Here is a 16,539-nt window from a genome sequence, read left to right as displayed (position 1 = left end):
CGGGGTGTTACGCCGCGCGGGCGTCCCGCAGGTGGTGGGGTTGGGCCGAGACGGCGGCGAGGGGGCGCGGGGTGGGGCTGAGGGCCAGGGCGGTCAGGTCGTCGTGGAGTTCGTCGGCGTAGGACGGGACGTCGCGGACCAGATGGTCGATCACCGCGCCCGGCTCGCGGACGCCCAGGGCGTCGAGGCGGGCAGCGAGGGGGTAGAAGGAGCCGGTGGCGTCGCGGGCCTCGGTGATGCCGTCGGTGCAGAGCAGCAGCGTGTCGCCGGGGCGCAGGGTCCGGACCGTGACGTCCGGCTCGTCGGGGGCGGGCGGGCCGGCCAGCGCGCCGAGGCCCAGCGGCAGCCGCTCGGGGCAGCGGACGGCCTCGACGCCGGAGTCGGTCAGCAGCAGCGGGTCGAGGTGGCCGCGGTTGACGACGAGCAGGCGGCCCGAGGCGGGCTGGTGCTCCGCCAGCACCGCGGTGACGAAGAGTTCGTCGTCACGGGTCTCGGCCGCGTGCCGCGCCACCTGACGGTCGAGCTGCGCGGCGAGCGCCGTCAGGTCGGGCGTCTCGTGCGCGGCGGTGCGGAACGCGCCGAGGACGTCGGCCACGGTGCGGACCGCCTCCAGACCCTTGCCGCGCACGTCGCCGAGGAGCACCCGGGTGCCGAACCGGGTCTCGCACACCTCGAACAGGTCGCCGCCGACGCCCGCGTCGCCCTCGGCCGGGTGGTAGAAGCCGGCGGCGAGCAGGCCGCCGGGGCGGCCGGGCACGGGCCGCAGCACCGCGCGCTGCAGCGTCTCGGCGACGGTCCGCACCCGCACCAGGTCCCGGGACTGCCGCCGCCGCTGCGTGGCCAGCGCCGCGCCGAGCGCCCCGGCCAGCGCGGTGGAGACGTAGACCCAGACATGGTGCTGCTCGGTGAGGTGGCCGACCCGGTCCGCCAGGAACAACTGCAGGCCCAGCGCGAGTGCGGTGGCCCCGCCGACCACCCGGGGCCCGAGCGTGAACGCGGTGACGACCGGCAGCAGCGTCACCAGGAAGCCGGCCGCGACCACGTGCGAGAACGCGACCTCCAGCACCAGGTCGATGACGAGCAGCAGGATCGGGGCCCAGTGCATCCGTCGCGAACGCCCGCCGTGGCGCGGCGGGGTGGGGACGGAGCTGGGGAACACCGACATGGACGACCTGTTTCCGATGCGTGCGGTTAGCGGGCTTCTCCGCCATCGTCGTCCGGTCCCCGCGGGGAGAGCACGGGACCAAGGTCCCGATTCGGTCGGTGGAGGCCGTTCCGGGCTGTGATCCTCATGACGCCGCGTCCGCGGAACCGCGGAGCGCCGCTGCCGCCCAGAGAGCAAGATCACACCGTGTGGGAAAATCGCGGAATGACTGACGAGAAGACCGAGATCCGCACCGACGGCGCGCCCGCACCCGCGTGGCTCTTCTCCCAGGGGGTGCGCAAGGGCCCGATCCTGCAGGTGTCCGGCCAGGGGCCGCAGGACCCGGCGACGGGGGAGTACGTCCACCCCGGCGACGTGAAGGCGCAGACGCGCCGCACGCTCGAGAACGTCAAGGCCATCGTCGAGGCGGGCGGAGCGACGGTCGAGGACGTGGTGATGTTCCGCGTCTACCTGACCACGCGCGCCCACTTCGCCGCGATGAACGAGGCCTATGCGGAGTTCATCGCCGAGAACGTCAGGGCCGACGGCGTGAAGCCGTGCCGCACCACCGTCTTCGTCGAACTGCCGCAGGAGCCGATGCTCGTGGAGATCGACGCGATGGCCGTGGTCTGACGGGCCGCCTTCACGCCGTCAGTTTGCGCACGGCGTCGGCCAGCGCGGTCGCGGTCCGCCGCACGTCGGCTTCGGTGGTCCTCCAGTTGCTGAACGCCGCCCGCAGGGCGGGTTCACCGGCGTACCGGGTCGGGGTGACGAACGCGTCTGCGGCCAGCCCTTCCGCCAGCGCGGCGAGCCGCTCAGGGGTGGGGTCCGACGCCAGCGTGAAGCAGACGACGTTCAGCCGGACCGGTGCGAGCAGGCGCAGCCCCTCGATGTCCGCCACCGCCGTCCCCAGCGCTCGGGCTCCGGTCACACATCGCTCGACGATCTCCCGGTGGCCGGTCCGTCCGTAGGCGCGCAGCGTGAACCAGGCGGCGAGCGCGCGCATCCGGCGGGAGTTCTCCGGCGTGAGGTGCACCAGGTCGGGATCCTCGCCCAGCGGGCCGAGGTAGGCGGCGGCGTTCCGGAAGACCCGGGCCTGCAGGTCCGGTCGGCGGGTGAACTGCACCGCGCTGTCGTACGGCACGTTGAGCCACTTGTGCAGGTCCACGCAGACGGAGTCGGCCAGGTCCAGCCCGGCCACCAGCTCCGCGTGTTCCGGCACCAGTGCCGCGAAGCCGCCGAACGCCGCGTCCACGTGCAGCCAGAATCCGTACCGGTCGCGCAGCGCGGCGAGCGCCCGCAGGTCGTCGAAGTCCGCCGTGTTGACGGTGCCCGCGTTGGCCACCACCACGCAGGGGCCGTCCTCCTGGGCCAGCGCGCGCGCCAACGCGGCCACGTCGACGGCCTCCCGGCCCGGCAGCACGGGCACCGCGGTCAGCGCGCTGCGTCCCAGCCCCAGGACGGAGAGCGCCTTGGCCACGCTCGAGTGCGCGCTCCCGGACAGGACCCGCACCCGCCCCAGCGCGCCGACCCCGTCCTCGGCCACGTCGACACCCAGCCGCTCGCCGAGCCACTCCCGGGCGATCGCCAGCCCCACCGTGTTGGACATGGTCGCACCGCTCACAAAGGTGCCGTTGTGCGCGTCCGAGAGCCCGAACAGCTCGCGCAGCCAGCCGATGGTCTCCCGCTCCAACTGCTGACCGGCGGGGTCCATCGTGGACGTGGGGGTCTGGTCGACGGTGGACGTCAGCCAGTCCCCGGCCAGTGCTGCCGGGGTCACGCCGCCGGTGACGAACCCGAAGTAGCGCGGCCCGGCGCTGCCCGAGAGCCTCGGCAGCCAACGCTCGGCGAAGTCCGCCAAGGCCACCCGCGCTCCGCCGCCGTCCTCGACGAGCGTGGAAGGGGTCACCGAGCCCGTAGGCGGGATCACCGGTCGCTCATCGAGGCCGTCCAGAAAGGCGAGGGCCAGCTGTCGGGTCTCCTCCAGATGCGGGGCCAACTGGTGCAGGTCGGACGCGAGTTGTGGGTGCATCGGCGATCTCCTCGATCTTCGGTGCCCACGACGCTAGCCGGAGCCGGCTGCGGCGTCCCGGTCCAATTCCGTTCAAGTGGCCTCTCGTTGCTCAGAGGCCGAAGCGCTGGCGCTGGGCCTGCGGGACCAGGTCGACGTACTCGGGGTGCTTGGTGATCCAGCCGCGGATGAACGGGCAGTAGGGCAGCACCTCCAGGCCGCGCTCGCGGGCGTCGTCGAGCGCCGTGCGGGCGAGCGCGCTCGCGAGACCGCGGCCCTCGAACCTCGGGTCGATCTCGGTGTGGATGAAGGCGATCTCGTTGCGGAACCGGTGGTACTGGGCGAAGCCCGCCAGCTCCTCACCGTCGAAGATCTCGAACCGGGACTCGTCCGGGTTGTCCACCACGCGGTGCGTCATCAGTTCCTCCAGCTGTCGTTCAGTGGCCTGCACCGTGATCATAGTTGATGCATCAACTTGATGCGAGTCGTTGCTGTGCTCGGGCTGCCGGAGCTGGGATGCTCGGTGGATGGCCACAGCGAACAGTCGTCCGATCCCGACCGGCGCGGAGATCGGGGACCGGCACCCGCTCGTGCTCACCCTGGTGGTGCTGACCGCCGTCAGCGGCCTGGTCGACGCCGTCAGCTATCTGGGCCTCGGGCACGTCTTCACCGCCAACATGACCGGCAACGTCGTGGTCGTCGGCTTTGCGCTCGCGGGCGCGCCGGGCTTCTCCGCCGCCGGGTCGCTCACCTCCCTCGGCGCCTTCCTGGTCGGCTCGGTCTGGGCCGGTCGCCTGGCCGTCCGGCTGCGGAACGGTGCGCGCCCGCGCTGGCTGCGCATCGCGCTGCTGCTGGAGGCGGCTCTGACCGGCGCCGCGACGGTCGTCGCCTTCGCCGTCGGCATCCGGCACGACACGCAGCTCGTCCTGATCGCACTGCTCGGCCTGGCCATGGGCCTGCGCAACGGCACGGTCCGCAAGCTGGCCGTGCCGGACATCACGACCACCGTCCTCACCATGACCCTCACCGGTATCGCCGCCGACTCCTCGCTTGCCGGTGGCCCGAACACCCGCCTGCGCCGCCGCGTTCTCACCGTCGTGGCCATGATCGCCGGCGCCGCGCCGGGCGCGGCCCTGGTCCTGCACGGTCACGGGGTCTGGGTGTTGCTCATCGGCACGGTGCTGGTGGCGGTGATCGCGCTGGCCTACCGCGAACCGGCGTAGTGCCGCAGATCCGCGCTGATCCGCGCTGATCCGCGCTGATCCGCGCCGATCTGTGTGGTGTCAGCGGGGATCGGCGCGCGGTGGACGCGGGGTGGGCGCGGGGTCAGCGTGCGTCGAAGGCCGGGAAGCGGGCCTCGAAGGTGGCTCCCGCGGGCGAGTTGCCCGCGGAGGAGTCGCGGGTGGCGGTGTCGACGGCGCGGAGCGTGCCGCCGTGGTGCTGGGCGATGTCGCGGGCGATCGGGAGGCCGAGGCCAGCGCCGCCCTCGTCGCGGCTGCGGGCGTCGTCGAGGCGGGTGAAGCGTTCGAAGATCCGCTCCCGGTCCTCCGGGGCGAGGGCGGGTCCGTCGTTGTGGACCCGCAGGAGCACCGTGGCGCCCTGCTGACGGATGGTCACCTCGACCGCGGTGCGCGCATGGCGCTCCGCGTTGTCGAGCAGGTTGGTGACCAGGCGGGTCAGCCACAGGTGGTCGCCCGGCACGACCGCCTCCGCGCCGCGCCGGGTGTCGAGGGCGAAGGTGACGCGACGGTCCGCGCGGGCGCGGACCGCGACGCGGACCAGCTCCGCGATATCGATCGGTTCGACCGGCCGCTGGGTCGCGCCCGCGTCGAGACGGGCGAGGAAGAGCAGGTCGGCGGCCAGGTCCTGGAGGCGTTCGGCATCCTGCAGCGCGCCCTCGACGAGCTCGGCCCGCACCTGCGGGTCGGGATGGCCGAGCGCCACCTCCAACTGGGTGCGGAGCACCGCGATCGGGCTGCGTAGCTCGTGGGACGCGTCGGCGATGAACTGGCGCTGCCGGCGGCCCGCCAGGTCCAGCCGGTCGAGCATGCCGTTCATGGTGCGCGCCAGCCGGGTGATCTCGTCCTCGCCGCGCGGGATCGGCACCCGCCGGTGCAGCTGCTGCTCGAAGCCCTCGACCTCACCGATCGCGGCGACCTCGCTGCGGATCGCCTCCACCGGGCGCAGCGCGCGGCCGGTGACCCGCCAGGTGACCAGGGCGACGGTGAGCAGCAGCAGCGGGCAGCCGACGAGCAGGGTGAGCGCGGTGGTGTGCTCCGCGTCGTCGGCGGCGCCCAACGAGACGCCGGTGCGGATGAGGACCGGGCCGCCGGGGCTGTCCGCGACGATGCTGGTGACCTGCTGGTGCACCTCGATGCCCTGCGGCTTGAGCGCGCCCACCTCGGCGACCGGCACCGGCACCACCCGGATGGCCGGACGTCCGAACAGGTTCTGACTGGCCGCCACCACCTCGCCCTTGCCGTTCACCACCTGCACGAAGTCGGTGTCGTGGCCCAGCGGCAGCACCTTGCCCAGCCGCCCGTCGGCCGCGAGCTTGGCGACGGCGACGGCCTGCCCCCGAGCGCTCTGCTCGGCGGTGCCGCGCAGGTTGGCGCGCAGCAGGCTCAGCATGGCGAGCGAGGCGACGGCGAGCGCCACCGCCACCACCGTGCACGCGGCCAGCGTGGCGCGGGCGCGCACCGAGCGCGGGGTGATCCGCCCGCGCAGCGCGGCCAGCCGGGCACGCGGACCCCGGCGGGGGCGGACGTCGGGGTGGACGTCGGCGCGGTCGTGGTCAGCCACCGTCCACCGCCAGTCGGTAGCCGACGCCACGCACGGTCTGCACGGCGGCGCGCCCGTAGGCCGTGTCGATCTTGCGGCGCAGCGCGCTGACGTGGACCTCGACCACGTTCGCGTCTCCGTCGTAGTGCTCGTCCCAGACCGCGTCGAGGATGTCGCGCTTGGAGACGACGTCGCCGGCGCGCAGCGCCAGATGCTCCAGGACGGCGAACTCCCGTGCGGTGAGCCGGACCGGCCGGCCCGCGCGGGTGCAGGTACGGGCGCCGAGGTCGACGGCCAGATCGCCGAGGCAGACCAGACGCGGCTGCCGTCCCCCGACCCGCCGGGCCAGTGCCCGCAGCCGGGCGACCAGCACCACGTAGGAGAAGGGCTTGGAGAGGAAGTCGTCGGCGCCGGTGTCCAGCGCCTCGGCCTCGTCCCACTCGCCGTCCTTGGCGGTGAGCATCAGGATGCCGGCCTGGTAGCCGCCGGCCCGCAGCATCGAGCAGACCCGGTAGCCGTTCAGGCCCGGCAGCATGATGTCGAGCACGACGACGTCGTAGGGGCTGCGGCCGGCCTGCCGCAGCCCGGTGATCCCGTCGTGCGCGACGTCGACCGCGAAGCCCTCCGCCTCCAGACCGCGCTGCAGCGCGGCGGCGAGCCGCCGTTCGTCCTCGACTATCAGTACGCGCACGCGACCAGGGTGACAGGCCCGCGCAAGAGGAAGCTGAAGACCTCTTCAAGATCTTCAGCGGGTCTTCAGCGTCGCTGCGGGATTCTCGGGGCCCCGAACGATGAAGTCCCCTGAAGGAGCCGAGATGAGCGATCCGTTCGAGCCGGGCGTCGCGCCCGACGAGCCCGAGGAGCAGGTGGAGCAGCAGGAAGACCTGGCGACCTTGCCCGCCCCCGCGTTGGCGCCGCGGCGTGGCGCGGTGCGCCGCGTAGTGAGCGGCCCCCGGTCGCGCTGGGTCGCGGGCGGCGTGGTCGCGCTCGTGCTGATCGGCGGCTCGGCCGCGGTCACGGCGGCCGTGGTGCACCACGGCGGCGAGCGGGTCGCCGTCGCCGTGGGCCCGGACGGGCTGCCGGGAGGGTTGCCGGGCCTCAAGCGGGTGATGGTCGAGGGTCCCGGCGGCCCCGCCGGGGCGGTGATCGTCAAGGGCGGGCAGGTCGTGAAGGTGCCCGGCGGAGTCCTTTCCGGCGGGCCTGATCAGCTGCCGGCGCCCGGAGCGGTCGGTGGTTCGGCCGCACCCGCGCCGCTGCCCTCGCTCGCCGCCGACCAGGCGGTGACCAAGGCGGAGGCCGCCGTCAGCGGCGGCAAGGTCGAGTCGTTGGCGTCCGTGCCCGAGCAGGGCGGCGGCAGCGCCTGGCAGGCCGTCGTCCTCGGACCGGACGGGGTGCGCCATCTGGTCACCCTCGACGGAGCGAGCGGCGGCGTCACCTCCAACACGGTGCTGAACTGACGAAGGTGCCGCCGCAGGGTCACCCTGCGGCGGCACGCCTGCGCTGAAGCGGTCTCAGCTGCTGAAGATCTGGAGCTCCGACAGCTGCCCGGCCGGCCAGCCGGTGTTGGCGGTGAAGTTCGCCCGCCAGTACCGGTCACTTGTCGCCGGGAAGGTGATCGTGACGGTGTTGCCGTTGACGTTCGGGTCGAAGGTGTAGGTGGCGGAGCCCACGACGGTGCTGAAGTTCGTGCCGTCGGTGCTGCCCAGCAGCGAGAGGGTCTGGTTGCGGGCTCCCCACGAGGTGCTGTTCGGCAGCTCCAGGACGACCCGGCTCACGCTCTGCGAGGAGCCCAGGTCGACCTGGACCCACTGGGGGAACGAGCCGTTGGTGCTCTCCCAGTAGCTGGCCTGATTGCCGTCGGTGACGTTGGAGGAGGCGTAGTTCTGGGTGTGGCTGGACTCGCTCGTCGCCTGGTTCAGGGCGAGGTTGGTGGGCGTGGAGCTGGTGCCCGTCCCGGTGAGTGCGACCGTCAGCGGGTTGTTGGAGGCGTTGCCGTTGACGGTGACGCTGCCGGTCCGGGTGCCCGAGACGGTCGGGGTGAAGGTGACGCTGACCGTGCAGGAGGCACTCGCGGCCAGCGAACTGCCGCAGGTGTTCGTCTGCGCGAAGTCCCCGGTGGTGGTGACGGAGGAGATCGAGGCCGCCGCGTTGCCGGAGTTGGTCACGGTCACCGACTGCGCCGAGCTCGTTGAGCCCACCGCCTGACCGGCGAAGCTCAGCGACGTCGGGGCCGCCGTGAGCGTCGCCGCGGAGGAGCCGCCGGCGCTCGGGTAGACCGCGAAGTCGGAGAGCTGGCCGGCCGCCCAGCCGCTGTTGGCGGTGATGTTCACCCGCACGTACCGGGCCGTGGTCGCGGAGAACGGGATGGTGACGGTGTTGTTGTTGGCGTTCGGGTCGAAGTTGTAGCCCGCCGAGCCCACGATGGTGCTGAAGTTGGTGCCGTCGGTCGAGCCCAGCACCGACAGGGTCTCGGTGCGCGCGTTCCACGCGGTGGAGGGCGGCAGCCGCAGCACGACCTTGCCGATGCTCCAGCTCTGGCCGAGATCGACCTGCGCCCATTGCGGGAACGATCCGTTGGCGCTCTCCCAGTACGTCGAGGGGTCGGCGTCGGTCACGTTGGCCGGCACGTACTGGCCGTTGCTGGAGCTCGCCGAGGCGGGCTGCCCGGCGGCTATGTTGGTGTTGCTGTCGATCGCCGTGCCCGTCAGGCCCACGCTGGTGGGGCTGTTGTTGGCGTTGCTGGTGACGGTGAGCGTCCCGGTGCGGGTGCCGCCAGTGGTCGGGGTGAAGCCGACGGTCACGGTGCAGGAGGCGCCGACGGCGATCGAGGAGCAGTTGTTGGTCTGGTGGAAGTCGCCGGTGACCGCGACGCCGGAGACCGTCGCTGTGCTGGTGCCGGAGTTGGTGACGGTGACCGTCTGCGTCCCGGCGCTGGAGCCGACCGCCGTCTTGCCGAAGGTGAGGCTGGCCGGGTTGGCGCCGAGCACCGGGCCGGGCGCGGTGCCCGTGCCGGAGAGGCTCACGGTGTTGGTGACCCCGCCCGCGTTCACGGTGAGGCTGCCCTTCCTGCTGCCCGTCGCGGTCGGCGAGAACGTGACGCTGACCGTGCAGGAGCCGTTCGCGGCGATGGAGCTGCCGCAGGTGTTCGTCTGCGCGAAGTCGCCGGTGGCCGCGATGGACGAGACCGGGGCGGCGGACGACGTCGGGTTGTTGACGGTCACCGTCTGCGCGGAGCTGGTCGCGCCGGTGGCTACCGAGCCGAAGTCGAGCGCGCTCGGGGAGGCCGTGACGCCGGTGGCCGGATAGGGCGGGTAGACCGGGGTGGGCCAGCCGTTGCACTGGGTGGGGCTGACGCCGGAGTTGCCGCCGCCGTCGGTGATGGCGAAGGCTGTGCCCTCACAGTTGTAGCTCGGCGCGTTGCCGGCGTTCGCCTGGGCGACGCCCGTGGCGGTGACGTTGCTGAAGGACGCGGCGCCGCCGGTCTGCTCCTGCATCGCGAAGGTGCCGGTGCCGGCGATGGTGACGGTGTTGAGGTTGACGCCGCTGATCGTGCCCTCGACCCACTGGATCGCCTCGAACGGGCTCTGCTCGATCAGGGTGTTGGAGACGTTGATCGGGCCCGTGATCGCGCCTTGGCTGCCGTCGAACCAGAGCGAGCCGACGCCGAACTGCCAGTTCGGGTCGAGATCCCCGTTCCGGATCAGGGTGTTGTTCGAGATGGTCGTCGTGCCGACCGGCGTGGAGGTGAACCGCTGGCCGACGTGGATGCCGCCGCCCTGGGTGATGCCGGTGTCCTGGACCAGGTTGCCGGTCACGCTGTTGTCGTGGCCGCCGTAGATGGCGATGCCGTTGGCCAGCATCTGCAGCTGCACGGTGTTGTTCGAGATGGTGTCGTTGGCGTCCGCGCCGATGCTGGAGTCGGCCCAGGTGGCGATGCCGTCGTCACCGGTGTTGCGGATGTCGCTGTTGGTCACCTTGGAGTTGGTGACCCCGCCGTGGAAGTTGATGCCGTCGGCCGTGGTGTCGCGGATCCGCATGCCGCTGAAAGTCAGCGAGTCCATCGGCCCGTCCATCCAGGCGCCGACCTTGTCGTGCTCGATCCACAGGTTCGACACCGTCGAGTTGGACATCGCCCCGCCGATGCCGTTGACCTGCGCGCTGTCGTTGCGGTCCTGGACGTTGCCGAAGATGGCGAAGTCCTGGAGGTGTACGCCCGTGCTCGGGCTGGGCGCCGAGTTGCCGTAGAAGCCGGGCGCGGCGCCGGTGACGGTCGAGTACCACATGCCCGCGCCCGCGACGGTGACGTTGTTGACGGCGATGTGGCCCGGGATGTCGTAGCTGCCCGGCGGGATCCACACCGTGCCGCCCGCCCCGGCGGCCGTGATGGCCGCGTTGAACGCGCTGGTGGAGTCGGTGGCACCGGTCGGGTCGGCGCCCTTGCTGGTGACGGAGACCGAGCCGGCGGGCTGGGTCAGCGCCGGGCCGACGTTCTCGAAGTCGGCGAAGTCGAGCGTGTAGGAGGAGGCGGAGTCGCCCGAGTCCACCTGCAGCTTGAAGGTGGTGCCGGCCGGATAGGTGGTGTTGAACAGCCGGTGCGTCTCGTCGAAGAAGTGGTGCGGGTTGCTGCCGGGGGAGTTGGTGAACGGATAGCTGCCGTAGAACCAGCTGTAGGCGTTGGTGAGCGTGAAGTCGCTCTGCTTGACGCCGTTGACGTAGAGCGAGAGCGGGGCCGTGTAGACCGATCCGTCGGAACTGTCCGGGATCGAGTAGCGGAAGTCGATCGAGTTGGTGGCCACCGGGGTGGTGAAGCTGACGTACTGGCCGCTGCCGTTGCCGGCCAGTGTGACCGCCTTGCGGCCCGACGCCTCGTCGGCGAGCTGGCCCTGGGTGTAACTAGGGCCGATGACAGTGCCGTTGGTGGCGGAGTTCTCCGCCTGGACCTCGGCGTAGGGGAGACTCGCGCCGCTCCCGCCGGTCGCGACGGGCGTCGCGGCGTAGGCGGCCTGGGCGGCGGCCGGGGCCACCACCCCGGCCGCCACGAGGAGCGCACCGCCGCCGAGAGCGACGGCTCGTTTCAACGTGCGTGGCAACTTGCGTGGGGACCATCCGGACAACGGTTGCTCCTTCGCGGGACGAAGAGACGCCGGCAGAGGGCCGAGCGGCAGGAACCGTAACTTCCGGGAAGCATGCATGCAATATTGGGAGCAGGAATTGAGAGAATGTCACGTCTTTGCGCAAGAACCCGTCAATTCTCTGTCGGGCCACCGTGGATGACCGCAAGGCCTGACGGGTCCTTGCCAAGGGAAAGCAGGCTGCTTTCAATGCGGCTTTCAGCCGAGCGGCTTGTCCACGACCGCCTTCGCGTGGCTGAAGGTGTCGATGGAGTACGCACCGTGGTAGCGGCCCATGCCGCTCTCGCCGACCCCGCCGAACGGCAGCTCGGGCATGGCCAGATGGGAGACGGGCAGCCCGAAGGAGAGCGCGCCGGACGAGGTCTCCTCGGTCAGCCGCGCCTTGGTGCGGTCCGAGGCCGTGAAGGCGTAGAGGGCCAGCGGCTTGTCGCGCTCGTTGATGAAGGCGATCGCCGCGTCCAGGTCCGGTACGGCGACGATCGGCAGGATCGGGCCGAAGATCTCCGCCTGCATGACCGGGGCGTCGGGGGAGACGTCGGCCAGCACGGTCGGCGCGAGGTAGCGGCTGTTGCGGTCGTGCTCGCCGCCGGTCACGACCCGGCCGTCGTCCAGCAATGAGGCGAGTCGGTCGAAGTGACGCTCGTTCACGATCCGCCCGTAGGGGGCGGTCCGCGGGTCCTCGCCGAACAGCTCCCGCACTGCGGCGGCCAGGTGCGGCTCCAGTGCGGCGGCGGTCTCGCCGATCGCGAGCACGTAGTCGGGCGCGACGCAGGTCTGCCCGGCGTTGAGGAACTTGCCCTGAGCGAGCCGCTGTGCGGTGACCGCCAGATCGGCGCCCGGCTCGACCACGACCGGGCTCTTGCCGCCGAGCTCCAGGGTGACGGGCGTGAGGTGCTTGGCCGCCGCGGCCATGACGATCCGGCCGACCGTGCCGTTCCCGGTGTAGAAGATGTGGTCGAAGCGCTGCTCCAGCAGCGTGGTGGTCTCCGGGATGCCGCCCTCGACGACCCTCACCACCTCGGGCCCCAGGTAGCGCGGCAGCAGACGCGCCAGCGCGGCGGAGGTCTGCGGGGCCAGCTCGCTGGGCTTCACCACGGCGGTGTTGCCCGCGGCGAGCGCGCCCACCAGCGGGGCGAGCAGCAGTTGGAGCGGGTAGTTCCAGGGCCCGATGATCAGCACCACGCCCAGCGGGTCGCGCACCACCTTGGCCTCGGCCGGGTGGAAGACCCCCGGCACCCCGGCCGGCGTGGGAGCCAGCCACTCCTCCAGGTGCGCGACGGTGTGGTCGAGCTCGTTGACGGTGAAGCCGACCTCGGTGCGGTAGGCCTCGGCCGCGCTCTTGCCGAGGTCGGCGTGGAGCGCCTCCAGGAAGGCGTCGGACTGCTCGGTCAGCAGCGCGCGCAGCGCGGCGAGCTGCTCCTGGCGCCAGGCGAGCGGCTTGGTCCGCCCGGTGGCGAAGCTCGCCCGCAGGCGGGCCACTGTGGCGGGGATGTCGGCGGGGGTGGTCGTGGCGGTCATGGTGGCGCGCGGTCCTTCCGGGCAGCTTCACGGGGTGGAAGTTTGAGTGCATCAAGCAATCTGAACGCTACGAGATGATCGTTGTATAAGTCAAGTAATCTCAGTGGCTGCCCGCCCCCGCGATGGCCATCGCGCGCAGCCGGTCGTGACGGCGTCGGGACAGCAGCACGAGGGAGGCGGCGAGGGCGACGAGCTCCAGGTCCGGCCAGACCCCGCTCGGGGTGATCTCCACGTGCTTGCCGCCGCGCCGAGTCAGCCGCAGCTCGATCCGGTCCGCACCGCGGACGACCGAGCCACGGTAAGCACCGCGGTGCCGCTCCATGGTCCAGGTGACGGGCCCACCGCCGCCGGGCAGGTGGGTGCCGCTCGGATCGAGGCGCAACAGCCCCGCCACCTCGACCCCGACGGGCTGGTGGCCGCTGACCGTGGCCTCGACCGTCCGGCCGTCCACGGTGATCTGCGCCTGACGCATCCGGCGGTGAGGGCGCACCGAGGCGGCGGAGGGCGAGTCGTCGAGCACGAAGAGCGTGCCGTGCTTGCGCAGGTTGAGGATGCTCGTCATCGCTCCTCCCAGCCCGCCGTGCCGTCCCGCAGGGAGGCGTGCACGCAGGTGATCTCCAGGGTGATTCCGAGACTACGACCGGCCAGGCCGCGCAGCGCGGTGACGCCGAAGGCGGTGCGGTCGACCGTCGTCGTCGCCCGTACATGGAAGGCCCGCCCCTCGGCCGCGACCGTCGAGTCGGTGAGCTGCAGCCGCACGGGGCGCGCGACCCCGCGCACGGTGAGTATCCCCGTCAGCTCCGTCTCGGAGACCCGCTCGGAGACGAAGCCGATCACCGGGTGCCGGCCGGCGTCCAGCAGCGTGGCCGAGCGGACCTTGGCGTCGCGGGACGTGTGGCCGGTGTCGATGCTCCCCGCGTCCACCTCGGCGGTGACGGCGGTGGCGGCGGTGACGGCGGTGGAGCCGGCCGGCGGCTCGGCGACGTCGACGCTGCCGCGCCGGATCGCGAAGGTGCCGCGGACCAGGCCGAGGCCGAAGAGGTGCCGGGCGGTGAAGGATAGGGTCGAGGCGACGGGGTCGATCGCGAAGCGGCCCGGCCGCAGCGCGGGAGGAGTGGAAGTGGCGGGCGGTGTGGCGGCGGCTGCCGTGACGGGGGCGGTGACGGGTGCTGCTGTCGACGTTGCCGCGGGTGGAGGCGTCCTGGTCATCGCGGGTCCTTCCGGGTCGGTTGTGCTGGGGACGCCTCCATTGCACGGTGCCGGACCCGCCTTCCGGCAGAGCCGGCCGTCGCGTCCTCGCGCGACCAACGAAGGCCCCGAAGGGCCCGCATGCGACTTTCGTAGGGTCTTCACCCCACCAAGGTCGTGACCTGCGGCGAGACCGCTGTGAACGCCCCACCCATGGCCTACGGTGGGCTCCATGACAGACAGGCCGCGCTGGCACCGCCGACACTGGCTCGTCGTGGACGTGGCGATGGCCGCGATCTTCGTCGCGCTGGACACCGTCGGCACGCTCGGCGGCACGAGCTGGTGGCCGGCCAAGCCGGACGCCCTCGCCTGGAGCCTGCTCGGCCTCCAGGCGCTGGCCGTCGGCACGCTGGTGGTCCGGCGTATCGCGCCCATCACCGTGGTCGCGGTGCTGACGGCGTTCACACTGGCGCTCACGCTGCTGGTCTCCCCGGGCGGTGCGCTGACGCCGGCCCACGGGGGCAACGTCTGGGCGCCGTTCGGGACCACCGTCGCCGCCTACGGGCCGCTCTTCTACCAACGCCGTTGCGACCAGCGGGCCAGACGCGCCGCGCTGTTCGCGCTGGCCGCTCTCACCCTCGTGGTGATGCGTCCCTGGGACGCGTCCGTCGGCACGATGACGGTGGGTCTGCTGCGCACGGCGGTAGGCCCGTTGCTCGCCCTCTACATCGACGCCCGGCATCGGCTCGTCCTGGCGCTCACCGAGCGGGCGGAGCGGGCCGAGCGCGAGCAGCACCTGCTCGCCCGGCAGGCCCGGGCGGAGGAACGCGCCCGGCTCGCCGGGGAGATGCACGACATCGTCACCCACCGCGTCAGCCTGATGGTGCTGCAGGCGGGTGCGATGCAGGTCACCGCCACCGACGAACGGACCCGGCGCGCGGCCGAGGAGCTGCGGTCCTCCGGCTGCCAGGCGCTGGACGAGCTGCGGGACCTGGTCGGCATCCTGCGGGCCGAGCCCGAGGGCGACCTCAGCCCCTCCGTCGAGGGCATCCCCACGCTGGTCGCCGAGTCGACCGCGGTCGGCATCCCCACCGAGCTGGTCGAGGAGGGCGCCCCGGCGTTGGCGTCGCCCGTCGTCGGCCGCACGGCATACCGGGTCGTGCGCGAGGGGTTGACCAACGTCCGCAAGCACGCGTCCGGCGCCCGCGTCACCGTCCGCGTCGACTACGGCGAGACCCGGGTGCGTGTCGCCGTCACCAACACCCGGCCCTCCGCGCCGCCCGGCAGCGGGCCCACGGCGGCGCTGGCCGGCACCGGATCCGGCCTCGGGATCGCGCAGCTGCGGCAGCGCATCGAGGTCGTCCACGGCACCCTGAGGGCCGGTCACACGCCCGACGGCGGCTTCGAGGTTGAGGCGATCCTGCCCGCCTATGTGCCGACCGCGGAAACGGTAGGGTGACGATGGCCCGTGTGGTGGTGGTCGACGACGAGCCGATGGTGTGCGGCTTCCTGCGCACCATCCTCGGTTCGGCCGAGGACATCGAGGTCGTCGCGGAGGCGCACGACGGTGCCGAGGGGGTCGAGGCGGTCCGACGTACAGCCCCGGACGTCGTGCTGATGGACCTCCGGATGCCGGGCATGGACGGGCTCACGGCGATCGGACACATCAACCGGCTCGCCGACCCGCCCAGGGTGGTGGTGCTGACCACCTTCGACGCCGACCAGTACGTGCTGCGCGCTCTGCGGGCCGGCGCGACGGGCTTCCTGGTCAAGTCGACCCCGCCGCAGGACCTCATCCATCTGGTCCGGGTCGCGGCCGAGGGCCACACCGTCCTCTCCCCGACGGCGGCCCGTCGACTGATCGCGGCCTCCACCGACTCCGACTCCGCCAGGGACCGCGCCCGGCGGCTCGTCGCGGAGCTCACGGAACGCGAGACGGAGGTCCTGGCCTGCCTCGGCGAGGGCCTGCCGAACGCCCGGATCGCGGCCCGGCTGCACCTGTCGGAGGCGACGGTCAAGGGCTACGTCTCCCGGCTGCTCGACAAGCTGGGCTGCACGAACCGCACCCAGGCGGGGCTGCTGGCACACGATGCGGGGCTGGTGGGCTCCTGAGGGCCGCGCGTGCGGGAAACCCCCGGAGGGTATGCTGGCCCGCATGACCGTCCGTGCCGCACGCGCCGTGCGCGCCCTGCTTCTCACGGTGGCGGTCGTGCTCTCGGTGCTCGCGCACCACGAGCTGATGCCCGGGACGGGCACCGTGTCAGTTGCCGACATGAGGGCGATGCCGACGGCCGTCGCCCCCCACCACGGCGCGGTCACGGCGCAGTTCGCCGCACCCGGGACGGCGGTGCCAAAGGCGTCGGCGCCACAGACGGCGACGCCACAGACGGCGACGCCACAGATGGCGGTGCCACAAGCGATGGCGTCGCAGGCGATGAGCTGCGCTGGTGCGGCCATGTGCACTGCCGCCGGGGTCGCCCACCCGCCCCTGCCCGCCGCGCCGCCCACGCCGGCGCGGGCGCACCGCGGATCGCCGGCGTGGGCGGCGCGGCGGGCAGGGGCGGGTGGGCGACCCCGGCGGCAGTGCACATGGCCGCACCAGCGCAGCTCCTCGCCTGCCACGCCATCGCTTGTGGCCCCGCCCTCTGTGGCGTCGCCGTCTGTGGCGTCGCCGCGCTGTGGCGCCGCCGCCGTCGGCCCCGCCGTCCCTGCTGCGGCGCCGTCTGCCGTGGCCGCGCCGTCGGGGGGGGCGCGGCGCGGCGGCA

The 16,539-nt window shown here is 72.5% G+C and carries 14 protein-coding genes; 5 read left to right on the top strand and 9 right to left on the bottom strand.

Annotated elements, in window-relative coordinates; genetic code table 11:
* Nucleotides 1-7: 7 nt before the first annotated feature.
* The gene (locus DN069_RS30245) at nucleotides 8-1,165 is read right to left on the bottom strand and encodes a PP2C family protein-serine/threonine phosphatase (protein ID WP_111506374.1); all 1,158 of its coding nucleotides are present in this window, start codon (nucleotides 1,163-1,165) and stop codon (nucleotides 8-10) included.
* Between the two features lie 204 nt (nucleotides 1,166-1,369).
* On the opposite strand from DN069_RS30245, the gene DN069_RS30240 reads away from it, so the two are divergent.
* A complete protein-coding gene (locus tag DN069_RS30240) occupies nucleotides 1,370-1,777 on the top strand; it encodes a RidA family protein (protein ID WP_111506372.1) in 408 nt (135 codons plus the stop codon).
* A 10-nt stretch (nucleotides 1,778-1,787) separates the two neighbouring features.
* Here DN069_RS30240 and DN069_RS30235 read toward each other — a convergent pair whose 3' ends face one another.
* Together DN069_RS30235 and DN069_RS30230 are read right to left on the bottom strand one after the other, a co-directional pair.
* Complete coding sequence (locus DN069_RS30235) at nucleotides 1,788-3,176, bottom strand: pyridoxal phosphate-dependent decarboxylase family protein (protein WP_111506370.1); 1,389 nt, start codon at nucleotides 3,174-3,176, stop codon at nucleotides 1,788-1,790.
* A 91-nt stretch (nucleotides 3,177-3,267) separates the two neighbouring features.
* Nucleotides 3,268-3,573, bottom strand: coding sequence for a GNAT family N-acetyltransferase (locus DN069_RS30230; RefSeq protein WP_111506378.1), 306 nt, complete (start codon nucleotides 3,571-3,573; stop codon nucleotides 3,268-3,270).
* Nucleotides 3,574-3,682: 109 nt separating this feature from the next.
* Between DN069_RS30230 and DN069_RS30225 the strand changes: the two genes are divergently transcribed.
* A complete protein-coding gene (locus DN069_RS30225; protein WP_111506368.1) occupies nucleotides 3,683-4,378 on the top strand; it encodes a YoaK family protein in 696 nt (231 codons plus the stop codon).
* Between the two features lie 103 nt (nucleotides 4,379-4,481).
* On the opposite strand, the gene DN069_RS30220 is transcribed toward DN069_RS30225, so the two are convergent.
* Together DN069_RS30220 and DN069_RS30215 are read right to left on the bottom strand one after the other, a co-directional pair.
* Nucleotides 4,482-5,957, bottom strand: a complete 1,476-nt coding sequence (locus DN069_RS30220; protein ID WP_243639929.1) for a sensor histidine kinase — start codon at nucleotides 5,955-5,957, stop codon at nucleotides 4,482-4,484.
* Entirely contained in the window at nucleotides 5,950-6,627 is a 678-nt protein-coding gene (locus DN069_RS30215; protein WP_111506366.1) for a response regulator transcription factor, read from the bottom strand. The genes DN069_RS30220 and DN069_RS30215 overlap by 8 nt, the downstream gene beginning before the upstream one ends.
* Before the next feature lie 124 nt (nucleotides 6,628-6,751).
* Here DN069_RS30215 and DN069_RS30210 point away from each other — a divergent pair, with 124 nt between their 5' ends.
* Entirely contained in the window at nucleotides 6,752-7,393 is a 642-nt protein-coding gene (locus DN069_RS30210; protein ID WP_111506364.1) for a PepSY domain-containing protein, read from the top strand.
* Nucleotides 7,394-7,447: 54 nt separating this feature from the next.
* Here the strand turns inward: DN069_RS30210 and DN069_RS30205 are convergent, their stop codons facing one another.
* The 4 genes from DN069_RS30205 to DN069_RS30190 all read right to left on the bottom strand — a co-directional run bounded on the left by DN069_RS30205 (nucleotide 7,448) and on the right by DN069_RS30190 (nucleotide 13,795).
* Nucleotides 7,448-11,014 carry a choice-of-anchor D domain-containing protein gene (locus DN069_RS30205; protein WP_243639928.1) on the bottom strand — a complete coding sequence of 1,189 codons (3,567 nt, stop codon included), beginning with the start codon at nucleotides 11,012-11,014 and terminating at the stop codon, nucleotides 7,448-7,450.
* Between the two features lie 252 nt (nucleotides 11,015-11,266).
* Nucleotides 11,267-12,586, bottom strand: a complete 1,320-nt coding sequence (locus DN069_RS30200) for an aldehyde dehydrogenase family protein (RefSeq protein WP_111506360.1) — start codon at nucleotides 12,584-12,586, stop codon at nucleotides 11,267-11,269.
* Between the two features lie 100 nt (nucleotides 12,587-12,686).
* Complete coding sequence (locus DN069_RS30195; RefSeq protein WP_111506358.1) at nucleotides 12,687-13,148, bottom strand: hypothetical protein; 462 nt, start codon at nucleotides 13,146-13,148, stop codon at nucleotides 12,687-12,689.
* A complete protein-coding gene (locus tag DN069_RS30190; RefSeq protein ID WP_111506356.1) occupies nucleotides 13,145-13,795 on the bottom strand; it encodes a YceI family protein in 651 nt (216 codons plus the stop codon). The genes DN069_RS30195 and DN069_RS30190 overlap by 4 nt, the downstream gene beginning before the upstream one ends.
* A gap of 211 nt (nucleotides 13,796-14,006) precedes the next feature.
* On the opposite strand from DN069_RS30190, the gene DN069_RS30185 reads away from it, so the two are divergent.
* Both DN069_RS30185 and DN069_RS30180 read left to right on the top strand, forming a co-directional pair.
* The gene (locus DN069_RS30185) at nucleotides 14,007-15,233 is read left to right on the top strand and encodes a sensor histidine kinase (RefSeq protein WP_111506354.1); all 1,227 of its coding nucleotides are present in this window, start codon (nucleotides 14,007-14,009) and stop codon (nucleotides 15,231-15,233) included.
* Between the two features lie 2 nt (nucleotides 15,234-15,235).
* The gene (locus tag DN069_RS30180) at nucleotides 15,236-15,886 is read left to right on the top strand and encodes a response regulator (protein ID WP_111506352.1); all 651 of its coding nucleotides are present in this window, start codon (nucleotides 15,236-15,238) and stop codon (nucleotides 15,884-15,886) included.
* Nucleotides 15,887-16,539 lie beyond the last annotated feature (653 nt).

Source organism: Streptacidiphilus pinicola (genome assembly GCF_003258295.1).
GTDB lineage: Bacteria > Actinomycetota > Actinomycetes > Streptomycetales > Streptomycetaceae > Streptacidiphilus > Streptacidiphilus pinicola.
Note: the sequence above shows the minus strand (reverse complement) of the source record. Positions and strands in the feature narration are given on the sequence as shown.